Source organism: uncultured Castellaniella sp. (assembly GCF_937988725.1).
GTDB lineage: Bacteria > Pseudomonadota > Gammaproteobacteria > Burkholderiales > Burkholderiaceae_B > Castellaniella.
The window spans coordinates 247,830-259,341 of sequence record NZ_CALKHS010000010.1; the positions used below are offsets into that span (position 1 = coordinate 247,830).

Genomic DNA, 11,512 nt, shown 5'->3' on the forward strand with positions numbered 1-11,512 from the left:
TGGGGCATCAACGCGAGAGATCGGCGGCCAGGTCGTAGCGCGTCACCTGAAAGCCCAGCGGATTGCGCCGGGCTACGGCTTCGGTGAGCGGCACGTCAGCGTACTGGTAGGCCATGGTGGCGATCAGGTGGCGCACCTTGGTGGTCTCGCCCGTGGTCATGTCGCGCTCGGTCTTGGAAAAGCGCACGATGGCGGCCTGGTTGGCCCCGAGCGTAATGGAATGCACCTGCACGTCCACCGTGCCCTGGGTGCCCAGGCGGGTGGTGACCGCCTCGGGGCCTTCAAAGCGCTTGCCGTAGGCCGTCTGGATGGGGGGCGATGACAGCAGGGCGCAGGTGTCGAACTGCTCCTGAATGGTCTGCCAGCTGTAGCCTTCGCAGCTCAGCACATAGCTGTTCAGGAAATACTTGGCGATGCGCTGGCCGTAGTCCTCCAGCGGCTGGCCCAGGCGGCTGACATGCTCAATGCTGCCGGTGGCGTCGTCCACGCGCACCACATACATTTCCGGCGGCTGCTTCAGGGGCGTGAGGCCCAGCACGGCACCCACGGCAGTCAGGGCCAGGACGCCAGCGCCGAGTGCCACCTGCCAGGCCCGTTTACGGCTGGCGATGAGTTCACCCAGATGGTCGCGCTCCAGGCCTCGGGAGCGCTCCAGGTAGGCCGCGATGTCTTCGGATTTGAGGGGTTCGGCCATGGCTCAGGCTCCGTCAAACGAGGGCGGCGTGGCGTTCACTGGCACGCGGGGGGAATCGGTGGGCTGCGGCGGCTGGGGCGCGTGAAAGGCGCAGCCAGCCAGCAGCCCTGTGAGTGCCAGGGCGGCGATGAGGGATTTCATGGGTACAGGGCTCCTGGCCTGCCGTGGTGCGGCAGGCGGATCAGAGATGGAAGGAAGGGGGCCGGACCCCGATCTGATGCGATCAGGGATTTGGCAGAGGGATTACTTGGCGCGGGGGCGCAACATGCCGCGCAGGCGTAGCACTGAGAAGGCTCCGTGGGCGGCTGCACCGATGCCCAGGCGGGCCCCGAAGCCGTTGGATAGGCCAGCCGCCAGGCCGGGCAGCATGATCATGACGACCAGGCTGGCGATGCCGACCAAGAGCTGGGCACCGTACAGACCCAGGATGTCCTTGGCACCGCCATTGATCTGATCGACGATCATGCGGATCAGCTGGATATTCAATTGCAGCAGCAGGCCAAAGATGAGTCCAGCCAGGAGTGCCAAAAACACGAAGTTCAGGGCCTGGGAGACCCAGCTGTTGAACAGGGGCTTGGTGGGTTCAAACAGGGTGGCCGCAATGAAGATGGGCCCGGCGGCCACGACCAGAGCCATGCCTACCTTGCAGACGACGACAATCACCATGATGATGCTGCCCACGACGGCGGCATTGATGCGCACCAAGGTGGCCAGGATGCTGACCAAGACTTCTTTGGTGGATGGCAACACGTTGTACCAGGCTCCGTTGCCACCCTTGCCGATCATGGTGTTGGAGGCCTTGCTGGTCTCTGTCTGCAGCTTGTCCACTTCCTCGGCCACGCTGCCGGTGCCCAGAGCAATCTGGGTGACATCGTCCGGTAAGGCGATCATGGCCTGGGCGATATCGGCCTGATACAGGCCACCGGCTCCGAAGAAGATCGAAATGATGGCGACCATGATGGCCTTGCGAAAGAACTCCGTGACGGTCATGCCACCCTGACCGTGCATCAGGGCAAAGGCATACACCACAAACTGCAGGGTGAGCCCCACGACGATGACTGGCATCAGGGCTTCGAACAGGGCCTGCATGGGGCCCGTGACGGCATCGTTCAGGGTGTTTTGGGTCTGGGTCATGACCCACTGGGCAATATCGCTGGGTGCGGTCGGCTGAGTAATGGGGGGAGTCAGGCCAGACATGATGCGGCCTTACTCAGTCGTCCCGGCACCATCGCCGGTAGTCTCGCTGTCACCAAACCAGCCTCCGTACACTCGCTCGGCACGGGCCTGTAGCAGGTTGCGTTCGGCTTCCAGCTGCTGGGAGGCAAGCTGGATCCGGACCTGTTCGGCCTGAATATTGGCCTGTTCGATCTGGATGCGGGCTTGGAGCTCCGCGATTTCCTTGGGGTTGGCGGTCTGGTTGATCTTGTCCTGCAGCGCGTCCACATTGGCCAGGCGCCGGGTCATGGAATCGTAGGCACGTTGACTCATGGCCTTGGAGGTTGCTTCGATATTCAGGGCGCGTTGGGACAGCTTGGCGCGGTCGGTCTGAAAGTCTACTGGTGCGGTCACTGAATCAGTGATCCGGCTGACATCGTTATCCAGGCTGGATCTGCCGGAGCGATCCAGCAGATCCTGAGCATTGGCGGGCAGGGCCGCACGTAGCTGGTTGCGGATATCCGGGTTGCCCACGACGTTGCCATAGCCGCTGGACTGGGTGAAGGCAGCCAGCTGGCTTTTGGCGGTGGCCAGCTGTTCGGTCAGGTTCTTCAGCTGGTCCCGGGCAGTGAGCAGCTGTTCCTGCAGCTGGGCGATGGTGGCCGCGTCGATAGTGGGGATGCCACTGGCGTGGGTGGGGTTCATGAAAGCAGCAGACAGGGCAATGCCCGCCGCGAATTGCTTGCAGCGTGTCATGGGAAATCTCCGGGGAATGCGCCCGTAGGCGCTGGCGTTAAGGCTGGGTGGTGGCTGGTTTGGCGATGGCCTGATACTCGGCTTCGGTGGCGCGGCGTGCCTTCATCTGGCCCGAGACAATCATGTCGGCCTTCTCGTCATAGGCGATGCGTTTTTCGCCCACGATCAGGATGTTCTCCGATCCATCCAGCTTGGCGGGCAGTTTGTGTGCCTGATAATCGCCCCCCAGCGGCCCTTTTGCGACCACCGTGAATAGGAAGCTGTCGCCGTTGCGGGCAATGTGGATCACGTCGGGATCGTATTTGCTGTCCGATTTCCAATACCCGATGAACTTCTCCCCATCTGGCTCCGTCTTGCATCCGGCCAGGAGAGTCAGCAGGGTGGCGCCGGTGGCGGCAATGAAATGTCGTCGGTTCATGGGGTGTCCTGTGGTGATGGGTTGGTAGGGTTCGCCTGGTGCCGTTTGAAAGCGGCCCAGGCGTCAGCCACGCTGCAGGCGGGCCCAGCTTTTGTAAGCCAGGTCGCGCGCTCTGTCGGTTTCAGGATGTTCCACCAGGCCATGCCCATGGCTTCGTCGGCGGTGGGTGGCCGGTCAAGGTTTGCAGGGGTCACAGACATAGGTCGGGGCCCTCCTGTTCATGCGTCGGTGCCAGCAGCTGCAGAGGGTGATCGAAGCGCACGCCGATGAGATCAGCTACGTGCTGGATGTCCGCCGGTTCTGGCCGATGACCATTCACTTCGTGGATGTGCAGGCTGTAATACTTGTGTACACCTTGCCCGAAATACTCCCGATCCTCGCGTGGGGTGCTGGACGAAAACCAGAGATACGGCGTGTGCCGGGGATCGGAGGCAGAGGGCAGGTCCAGGCCGTAGTGCTGGCCGATGTGCTGCAGCTCGTTCCCATCGACCGTTTCGCGTTCGATTTCGGCGGTGCCTTCGCTGAATTGACCTGCCTCTCGGTCTTCAGGCGTCCAGCGTTCGCCGTAGATCGAAATCAGGAAGCGTTCTTCGGGAGGGTCGGGTTCTGACTTAGGGCCAGTCAAACCCAGACGGTCGTAAAAGGCGGAGTCGTGATGACGATCCTGTCGGGCTTGCTCCAGATCCTGACGGCGCGATTCGTCTGCACGCAGCCGATCCTGAGCATGGGGTTCATGCTTCATGGTGTGGTTTCCTTGTGAGTGGCCCATGGGTTGATCATCTTCGTGGTGTCACGAAAATGGTCTGGCAGGCTTTGTGAAGTGGCCTGCTGCGGCGTTGGTGGCTGGGCTGTTTACCGATGCGCCTGCCGGACAGCAGCCAGGTACACCGGCAGCCAGGCGGCGGGATCCGGCCCCGCCTGGGCCACCGCCTGTTCTGCAATCTCGGCCATGTCCGGGCTGCCGGAGAAGACCAGCAGTTCATCTTCGCAGCCAGACAGATCCAGCTGGGCCACGGTGACGCTCGCCCCTTGCTTGACCAGGAATTTGTGGCTGGCTTCGCCCAGGCTTTGCAGCAGGGCGAATTCCGCAGGCGTCAGGCCAAAGCCTTCGATGTAATCGCGGGCGCGGGCCTTGGGGTTTGGCAGCAAAATCAGCGTTGCGGTCTGTTGCACGAGTGACGGCCCCACGGGGTTTTCAGTGATGGCGCCCGGTTCTTGGGTTGCAAAGGCGAGCACCCCATTCTTTTTCCGAATGGTTCGGCTCGCGTCCTGCATGGACTCCTGAAAATGCGCGTCCTTCAGGGGATGCTGGCACTCGTCGTACAGATTGATGATGCGCTGCCCGTCATGCAGGGCGTCGATCCGATGCTTCAGGTATAGGGTGGCGGCCCCCCGTACTTCGCCGTCATCCAGCAGTTCGGTCAGGTCGAACCCGAAGATCGCAGGCTTGCCGCTCGTGGTCTCCAGATCCAGGTGATCTGCGGGATTGTCAAAGACCCAGCCGTATTCCCCACCCTGACACCAGGGGGCGAGTCGCGCATGGATGGTGCTGTGCGCCTCGTCCTCGCTGTAGGGGTTCGGGAGCAGCGTGTTCAGGGTGGACAAGGTCCGGGCAGGCCGGTCGATGAGTGTCACCAGCTGCTGCACCGCCTGGGTGATGTCGGCTCGCTGGCGCGTGCTGACCGCTTCGCCCCGGCGCTCGGCCAGGTACACGACCAGGCGCACCATGAAGGCGACGTTGCCCTTGGTCGGCTCCATCTGAAACGGATTCCAGCCGGTGGCTTCGCCTAGGCGGATGTTGAAGTAGCGCCCGCCCAGGGCCATGATGAGCACCTGCATGCCCTGGTCCTTGTCCCAGACCACGCAGGTTGCACCAAACTTCTGGGCTTGCGTCAGTAGCATGCCCTGCAGCACAGTTTTGCCGGTGCCGGTCATGCCGATGATCATGGTGTTGCCAGGCCGCCGCTTGCTCGTCTCGTCCAGGTCTTCGGTGGAGGCGTGAAAGTTGAAGAAAAAGGGCGATCCGGTCTGGGTCTTCAGCATGGTGACCGCCGGCCCCCAGGGGTTGCCTGCGGGCTTGCCGGTGAGCTGATTGTGCAGGCTCGAAAAGCAAAGGAAGTTGAGCGAGGTGACCGGCACCGGCCGGGGCCGCCAGTGCCAGTTGCCCGGCAGCTGCGCCCAGAACCCCGCTTCCAGGGCCCGATCCAGCGGCCGAAAGCCCACGGCGTCTTCGGCCAGTGCCGTGGCTGTCTGAGCAAGCGCCTGGCGCACACCCTCTGCCGTGTCGCCGTAAATCAGGATCGTTGCGTGGTGATCCCCCAGCCCCAGACGGGCCGAGGTCAGGTCATCCATCACGCCCGAGAGCTGTGCCACTTGGCTCGCCGAATCGTCGCCGGAATCGACCAGCAGCTTGTGGTGCTTCTTCACGAGCTTCTTGGCTGCGGCCCCCGTGTGGCTGCCCCAGGACTGGGTCAGCACGAATTCATGGGGCAGGCCCAGCAGCCGGTCCAGATGGCCAGGCTTGGTGGCTTCGGGATAGTCGCGCAATTCCATCATGCCAAAGATTCGGGATCCGGCCACAGTGCGCAGTGCGCCGAGCTCCCCGTGCCGCCCGAAAATCGGTCGAGCATGGGGCAGGGTCTCGCGCAGGCGCTCCTGGCTGATTGCCACGGGCCGGTGGGTACCCGAGAGCAGGAAGCTCAGGAACTCAGCCGTTTCACTGAAGGCCAGGCCGTTGCGGTCCACGATGCCAAGGATCTGCGGATCGTAGCGGTACAGGCCCGCCGTGAGCGCGCGCAGGGTGCTGGTCAACCGTTCGATGGATTCCGCCTGCCAGTGCGCCAGGCGCTGCCCGTTGGCCTTCTCCAGGCTCGCAAAGGTGCCCAAGACCGGGTCTTCGACCGGGTGAATGAGCACGGTCAGATACAGGTCGTTCACCATAAGGCCCGAGGTATCGAACGTCGCCCGGTAGGCCGCATCGAACCGGGTGGCAAAGGGCTGCGCAAAGGTGCTCTCCGGATATTCCGTCACCCGGCGGCGGATGATGTGCGAATACAGGCCCAACGACCCCATGGGCAGGCCGCGCAGTACATTGTGCAGGGCTTCGATCCATTCTTTCAGTTCGCCTTGCGCGTAGGCGTCCGGGGCACGGCCCGCCACTTTGATGACCGCCAGGTATTCATGGTTGTCGCATGCGATGATGTGGTCTGTGACGTGGTGGGAATAGGGCAGGTAGCGGGAAACCAGCCGTTCATCGACGGCGAGAGCTGCAGCTGCGGTCATGAGTGAGTCCTTCGGTGAATGAGGCTGCGCCAGGGTCGATCGCAGTGATAGTCCTGGGTGGCGTAGCTGGATCCGCGCCAGAAGCGCTGGTTGCGGTTCATGCGGCGGGTCTTGAACTCCAGCCACAGAATGTCCAGCGCCTTGTCGTCGTCGCGGGTGGCAATGGCCAGCGCTGGCATCACCACAAAGAGCAGTCCCCACCAGGCGAGACCCGCCGTCATGGCGATGACCGCCACGCAGACAAAGGCCCCGAGCATGAGCGTGGTGGGAATGCCCATGAAGGTGGCCTTGCGCCCCAGGCCCTTGAACACGGGGTAGGTGTTGGGATTCTGGTGGGTGGCGGGTGTCTGGCCGGTGGCATCCTGGTGGCCAGGCCGTGGGCTGCTGGTGTGTGTGACCATGGCTTACTTCCAGAGCAGCACGACCAGTTCTGCAGCGGAACCCGCGAGCAGCACGCCGATGCCCCAGCGGATTGCATCGTCCTTCCTCATGACTTCCGCGGAATACAGCACGAAGATGATGACGCCGATGATGACGGCGGCAATCGGCAGGATGATGTCCAGATTGTCTTTGAGGGTCTGCAGCGTTGTCTGAGCGCGTGAAAGACCGCCCATGGACTGGGCGAATGCCCCCTGATGGACCCCGACCAGTATCCAGAGTGTCGCCAGGGTGCGGGCGAATCGCCCTTGAAGTGTCTTGTTCTTGATGCGTTGCAGTATCGGCATGGCATGACTCCTGCCCCAGGCGCTGCGGTGCGCTGGGGTGATGGGAAAAGGAATGGAAAGTGATCGGGTCAGGCCTGACGCAGGTTTGATGGCCTGGTCAGCGGTCTGGGTCAGGGGGCTGAATCAGCGGGCAGGTTGCGTGAAGCCGTCGGCTGCCGGGTTGGCGGTGAAGCCGTCTGGGCTGCCTTGGGGTGTGGCTTTCAAGGATTCGTCTTGCAGTTTGGGTGAACGATCCGGAATTTCCGAATCGTTGCCCGCCGTCGTAGCGGCCGGATGTGATGCGGCAGTGCCCGCTTCCAGAGCGGCTGCGGGATCCACTGATGGGCCGCCGGGTTGAGCTACGGGTTTCAGCGCCGGCACCCGGATCCCGGCCTGTGCCAGCACCTTGCCCACATAGCCATTGGCAAAGCCTCGGCGAAAATTGCCCGTGTTGTAGCAGGACAGTGCCGCCCGCAGGGCTTGCTGCTGATCCCGATGGCCATTCAGCGCCCTGGCATAGCAATCAGATAACACCGTCTGGGCGGCCGCCAGATTCCGGCAGGGATCGAAGACCGTGGTGCTGTCGAGGCCGAGCCAGTTCCAGTTACGCACATTGATCTGGCCCAGGCCCGCATCGAAGTCGATGCCTTCGGCGATCAGATCTTCGGCGACTTGGCTTGCAGTTTCCAGATCGTGTGGTTGCTCAGACAAGGCCTTGCCCTTGCGGTTCACGCCAATGGCGTAGGGTCGGGTACCGGATTCATGCCGGATCAGGGCTTCCAGGGTGACCGGGTGGATATTGGGTGCGCAGGCCAGGGCCAGGGCGGCTAGTTCGGCAAGCATGGGTCCCCTCGCTCAGAGGCCAGCCCGCTGCCTGGGGTCAGACATCGAGAAGTTCCAGCCCTGGGCCCATTGGCCGCCGTGTTTTGCATCCCAGCGAGCCTGGGCGGCCTCGTAGTCTTCGGCCTTGACCCAGCGGCCGCCCATCGTGGGTCTGCCCACATAGCGCACGGACAGTTCATAGGTCCAGTCGTGATCGTTGTAGGCCACGCACCAGGTCGGCAGCTGGGTGAGCGTCACCGTGGATAGTGCTTGAACTTCGTAGATGGGCTCCTGATTGCCGGTCGCGGCATCATATCGATAGCCACTCTTGCGCCATTTGTAGGCGGTGTCGGCATAGCTGCGGTTCAGGTAGTCGGCATCGCATTTGCCCGCGCCGTGCGAGATGGCCTCCACCCGTTCCGGCATGCCTGGATCGGCTGCCGCCGGGCACTGGCCCAGGAAGGATCGGCGGGCAGCGACGGTTGCACCCCAGTCCAGGCCGTGGCGGTTGAATCGCTTGATGCCGAAATAGTGCTCCAGCGATGGACTGCATTCACCAGGCCGCAGGCTGGAGGACAGGCACAGCGTGGCTTCGCAGGCCAGGCGCGGGATGCCGGTCAGCAGGTCGGTGGCGTCGGCAGCATGGGCGGCAGGAGCCAGAGCGCAGGCGAACGCCAGCGCCCCAGCCCGCAGGGCGGGAAGGGTTTGCATGGGGATGTCTCCGGGGGAAGGGGGAACAGATAGCCGCAGTTGGGCTTGGAATGAGACGTAGACCGCGCTGGTCTAATTAGGGGCGCAGAAATGAGTAACCCGCCGGTTTGAGGATGCGCACTGCGCATAGCCTTGGCGGGTCTTGTTGTTGACTATTGTAGATCAGCGCAAGCGTTGCAGGTTCTGTTGTGCCTGGTCGATTTGTTCCGGCTTGGCCATGGCCCGCACCAGATGGACGGTTTCTATAGCAGCGATACGGGTATCGCGCAGCTGATCCAGGCTGGCGATCACCTGACGCAGCAGTGTCAGTTCTTCCTGCAAGGTGTCGTCAGACACCAGGCGGCGCCGGACATAGTTGGACAGGGACAGCCCGGACAGGGCGGCTGCCTCGCCCAGGCGCGCAGCATGGGACGGGGTCACCCGGATGCGGATGACCTCGGAGAGAGGTTCGTTCATGGTGGGTCCTCGGTAGGGCCAGCTCACTGGATAGGTAGGTGTTGGTGACCGTTTTGCTTACTGCCAAATCTGGAATTGATCCCACTGTGGCGGGAAGCCCATGGCCCGAGTGGGCGGGCTGTGCTGCTCAATCAGGGTCTTCAGCCGCCGCCTCCAGCTGTGTTGCGGAGCTACGATATCCATGCAGTGCAGCAGGATCGTCAGTGTGTTGTATAGCCGACGTGACCCAGGCTGGAATTGGTGCTGCAGGCTCAGCGGTTTCGTCTTTGGAATGAGTGGTGTGACGGTGAATTCCCGGTTCCATAGGCGGCCGTGGTGTGCACACGTGTTCCGGACAGTCGTCAAATGGTGCAGCCAGGAACCCAGGACTCGTTCGTTGACGCTGTAGACCGATGCGATGGCACTGCGAGTGGGCATAGGCTTGAGATTGCCGTACCAGCGCGAGAGCAGGCCCAGGGACATGACCTCACATACGGCCCAGGCTGGGGGCAGTTTCTCCGAGTACGTTGCCAGCAGGTGACGGATGAAAACTTCGTCGGACCTTTGCACTTCCTTTTCGAGCTTGGCGAGATTAGATTCCCAGCGGCCTCGGTTTGCTGCCAGGCTGGCGTCCAGGTAGGCGTGGGGGCCGTGTCGATGGGACATTTGATATGCCCACTGGCTTCGGATCGACACCTCGACGCGTTCTATCGCGTCAAGCATCAGCAGACGCAGGTTGCGATCGAACAGATACAGGTTGAGGGCGTCGGTGAATCGGGTCCCGGGGGCAAACGCGTGGGGTGCGTGGGTGGTCTCGAAGGGCAGCCAATAGGCGCTGAGCCTGTAGTAGTTCAGGTGCTGCAGGTAGAATTCGGCTGCTGCATGATCATCGACACGCATCCCCCGTCGTTCGAGGATGGCTACCTGCTCAGCATAGTTTGTCGCGGGCTTGGCGAAGGGATGATGCTGGTGTGTCATTGTGGGCCCGTCCGTGTTCTGCTTGCTTTTTCTGGGGCCGGAAATGAGTAACCCGCCGGTTTGAGGGCGTACTTTCGTACGTAGCCTTGGCGGGTTTTGTCATGAAGGATTATATCCGACTCGGGCGACGAATGGAAGCTCAATTTGGGTCTCATGCTCTGGCTCCTGCTGCCTTTCTCAACTGGATGATGTTGCTGATTGTGGATACGGAGGCTTGCGGGGATGGTGCTCCCGCCTCGCATGCAACCAGAAACGCCGCCCACATGGTCAGCGCCTGTCGCCGCTCGGGGATTTCTTCGCGGACATCGTAGATGGCTTCCATGCCCTTGAGCGTATGGTTCAGTGCGATCTCCGAGATTTCCCTGGAAACGCCCATGTTTCTCAGGTGCCCCTTGGCGGTTGATCGGGTGTCATGTGGCGTAAATTGCCGGATGGGAATCTCCCGACGGTCGAAAGCCCGTCGGAAGGCAGCCCACAGGGTGGTGGAACCAACGTGGGTGTCCCCTTGTTGATTGCGCCGCCGCCGCTCCTGGCGAGCAGGCAGCAGGTAGATGGAATCGCCGGACAAGTTGACCAGTGCCTGGAACCACGACGCGACGGCCGGGACGATGGGAACCAGAAATCCTTTTCGGGTCTTGACCGACTCGTCAGGAATCCACCAGATCCCGCGATCCAGGAACAGGTGCTCCTTTTTTGCCCTGGCCAGCTCGATGCCGCGTACGCAGGTGGCGAGCAGAATGCGGAAGGCCAGTGCGTTCTCGATGCCGATGACGTCGATATCCGGTAGCAGAACCCTGAGCTCATCCTCCTGCAGCATGATGCGTTTGCGCACCGGGGGGCGAGGTCCGAGAACAGCAGAGAGGCGGATTCCGGTGCAGGGGTTGGCAGGGATCAGCATTTGCCCGCAGGCGTGGTCGAAGGCCATGGATGCCGACGTCAGGATGCGCTTGCTGATGGTCCAACTGCGTTGTGCTGACACGAGCATTTCGACGATGTCGGTGGATGTGACGCTGGATACCGGGCGTCTGCCGAGTAGCGGCAGGATGACCTGCTTGTAGTCCGCCTTTCGATATGCAATCGTCTTTGTTGCGTAGTGCGGCTCAACCAGGATCTTGCTCTGATAGTCCCGCACGAGTTCGCGTACGGTCCAGTCGGTTCGGATCTGAGTTTTCCCCACTTGCTTGTTGGTCGCCGGATCTTCGCCTGTATCGATGGCGGCGCGGTGTCTGCTGGCCAGTTCCCGTGCCTCGCGCAAGGAGATGTCGGGGTAGTTGCCGATCGTAAGTTCTCGCCGCAGCACCTGACCGTTGTGGCGGGTGCCCAGACGATATCGCAGCACCCAGGTTGCAGTACCGGCGCGAGAGAGCGTGAAGGTGAGTCCGTCACCGTCCGAGCGTGCCACTGGATCGCCGCGCGAAACCCAGTTGCGTAGCTGGATGTCTGTGAGTTTGTTCGTTGATTTTGCCAAGCCTGTTCCCTGGCCAGGTGATCTGGGTAGCTAGCACGCAGATATTGCGGCTAGCTACCCACCTGGCTACCCAGTTCGGGTTCGATGTC

Annotated in this window: 14 protein-coding genes; all 14 read right to left on the reverse strand. The window is 62.2% G+C overall.

The window, feature by feature from the left end; translation table 11 throughout:
• Nucleotides 1-7: 7 nt before the first annotated feature.
• The 14 genes from Q0263_RS11555 to Q0263_RS11620 all read right to left on the reverse strand — a co-directional run bounded on the left by Q0263_RS11555 (nt 8) and on the right by Q0263_RS11620 (nt 11,423).
• Nucleotides 8-694, reverse strand: a complete 687-nt coding sequence (locus tag Q0263_RS11555; protein ID WP_298016106.1) for a virB8 family protein — start codon at nt 692-694, stop codon at nt 8-10.
• Between the two features lie 3 nt (nt 695-697).
• Nucleotides 698-835, reverse strand: a complete 138-nt coding sequence (locus tag Q0263_RS11560) for a conjugal transfer protein (protein WP_298016108.1) — start codon at nt 833-835, stop codon at nt 698-700.
• Between the two features lie 102 nt (nt 836-937).
• Nucleotides 938-1,828 carry a type IV secretion system protein gene (locus tag Q0263_RS11565; protein ID WP_298016110.1) on the reverse strand — a complete coding sequence of 297 codons (891 nt, stop codon included), beginning with the start codon at nt 1,826-1,828 and terminating at the stop codon, nt 938-940.
• A 72-nt stretch (nt 1,829-1,900) separates the two neighbouring features.
• On the reverse strand, nt 1,901-2,605 hold the full coding sequence (locus tag Q0263_RS11570) for a type IV secretion system protein (RefSeq protein WP_298016112.1): 705 nt from the start codon (nt 2,603-2,605) through the stop codon (nt 1,901-1,903).
• Between the two features lie 37 nt (nt 2,606-2,642).
• Nucleotides 2,643-3,023 (reverse strand): hypothetical protein, encoded by a 381-nt coding sequence (locus Q0263_RS11575; protein WP_298016114.1) that lies wholly within the window; start codon nt 3,021-3,023, stop codon nt 2,643-2,645.
• A gap of 190 nt (nt 3,024-3,213) precedes the next feature.
• Nucleotides 3,214-3,765 (reverse strand): hypothetical protein, encoded by a 552-nt coding sequence (locus Q0263_RS11580; protein WP_298016116.1) that lies wholly within the window; start codon nt 3,763-3,765, stop codon nt 3,214-3,216.
• A gap of 110 nt (nt 3,766-3,875) precedes the next feature.
• Complete coding sequence (locus tag Q0263_RS11585; protein ID WP_298016118.1) at nt 3,876-6,305, reverse strand: VirB4 family type IV secretion/conjugal transfer ATPase; 2,430 nt, start codon at nt 6,303-6,305, stop codon at nt 3,876-3,878.
• Nucleotides 6,302-6,706: a VirB3 family type IV secretion system protein gene (locus tag Q0263_RS11590; protein WP_298016120.1), complete on the reverse strand. Its 405-nt coding sequence runs from the start codon at nt 6,704-6,706 to the stop codon at nt 6,302-6,304. The genes Q0263_RS11585 and Q0263_RS11590 overlap by 4 nt, the downstream gene beginning before the upstream one ends.
• 3 nt (nt 6,707-6,709) lie before the next feature.
• On the reverse strand, nt 6,710-7,030 hold the full coding sequence (locus Q0263_RS11595; RefSeq protein ID WP_298016122.1) for a TrbC/VirB2 family protein: 321 nt from the start codon (nt 7,028-7,030) through the stop codon (nt 6,710-6,712).
• A 123-nt stretch (nt 7,031-7,153) separates the two neighbouring features.
• Nucleotides 7,154-7,852 (reverse strand): lytic transglycosylase domain-containing protein, encoded by a 699-nt coding sequence (locus tag Q0263_RS11600; RefSeq protein ID WP_298016124.1) that lies wholly within the window; start codon nt 7,850-7,852, stop codon nt 7,154-7,156.
• A 12-nt stretch (nt 7,853-7,864) separates the two neighbouring features.
• Nucleotides 7,865-8,542 carry a TrbM/KikA/MpfK family conjugal transfer protein gene (locus tag Q0263_RS11605; RefSeq protein ID WP_298016126.1) on the reverse strand — a complete coding sequence of 226 codons (678 nt, stop codon included), beginning with the start codon at nt 8,540-8,542 and terminating at the stop codon, nt 7,865-7,867.
• A 162-nt stretch (nt 8,543-8,704) separates the two neighbouring features.
• Nucleotides 8,705-8,998 carry a hypothetical protein gene (locus tag Q0263_RS11610; protein ID WP_298016128.1) on the reverse strand — a complete coding sequence of 98 codons (294 nt, stop codon included), beginning with the start codon at nt 8,996-8,998 and terminating at the stop codon, nt 8,705-8,707.
• A 57-nt stretch (nt 8,999-9,055) separates the two neighbouring features.
• A complete protein-coding gene (locus Q0263_RS11615) occupies nt 9,056-9,955 on the reverse strand; it encodes an Abi family protein (RefSeq protein WP_298016130.1) in 900 nt (299 codons plus the stop codon).
• Nucleotides 9,956-10,106: 151 nt separating this feature from the next.
• Complete coding sequence (locus tag Q0263_RS11620) at nt 10,107-11,423, reverse strand: integrase arm-type DNA-binding domain-containing protein (RefSeq protein ID WP_298016132.1); 1,317 nt, start codon at nt 11,421-11,423, stop codon at nt 10,107-10,109.
• Nucleotides 11,424-11,512 lie beyond the last annotated feature (89 nt).

What these genes read in the sequence shown, in the direction of transcription:
- Q0263_RS11555 (WP_298016106.1), bottom strand. Translation starts at nt 694, where the DNA reads ATGGCCGAACCCCTCAAATCCGAAGACATCGCGGCCTACCTGGAGCGC.
- Q0263_RS11560 (WP_298016108.1), bottom strand. Translation starts at nt 835, where the DNA reads ATGAAATCCCTCATCGCCGCCCTGGCACTCACAGGGCTGCTGGCTGGC.
- Q0263_RS11565 (WP_298016110.1), bottom strand. Translation starts at nt 1,828, where the DNA reads ATGACCCAGACCCAAAACACCCTGAACGATGCCGTCACGGGCCCCATG.
- Q0263_RS11570 (WP_298016112.1), bottom strand. Translation starts at nt 2,605, where the DNA reads ATGACACGCTGCAAGCAATTCGCGGCGGGCATTGCCCTGTCTGCTGCT.
- Q0263_RS11575 (WP_298016114.1), bottom strand. Translation starts at nt 3,023, where the DNA reads ATGAACCGACGACATTTCATTGCCGCCACCGGCGCCACCCTGCTGACT.
- Q0263_RS11580 (WP_298016116.1), bottom strand. Translation starts at nt 3,765, where the DNA reads ATGAAGCATGAACCCCATGCTCAGGATCGGCTGCGTGCAGACGAATCG.
- Q0263_RS11585 (WP_298016118.1), bottom strand. Translation starts at nt 6,305, where the DNA reads ATGACCGCAGCTGCAGCTCTCGCCGTCGATGAACGGCTGGTTTCCCGC.
- Q0263_RS11590 (WP_298016120.1), bottom strand. Translation starts at nt 6,706, where the DNA reads ATGGTCACACACACCAGCAGCCCACGGCCTGGCCACCAGGATGCCACC.
- Q0263_RS11595 (WP_298016122.1), bottom strand. Translation starts at nt 7,030, where the DNA reads ATGCCGATACTGCAACGCATCAAGAACAAGACACTTCAAGGGCGATTC.
- Q0263_RS11600 (WP_298016124.1), bottom strand. Translation starts at nt 7,852, where the DNA reads ATGCTTGCCGAACTAGCCGCCCTGGCCCTGGCCTGCGCACCCAATATC.
- Q0263_RS11605 (WP_298016126.1), bottom strand. Translation starts at nt 8,542, where the DNA reads ATGCAAACCCTTCCCGCCCTGCGGGCTGGGGCGCTGGCGTTCGCCTGC.
- Q0263_RS11610 (WP_298016128.1), bottom strand. Translation starts at nt 8,998, where the DNA reads ATGAACGAACCTCTCTCCGAGGTCATCCGCATCCGGGTGACCCCGTCC.
- Q0263_RS11615 (WP_298016130.1), bottom strand. Translation starts at nt 9,955, where the DNA reads ATGACACACCAGCATCATCCCTTCGCCAAGCCCGCGACAAACTATGCT.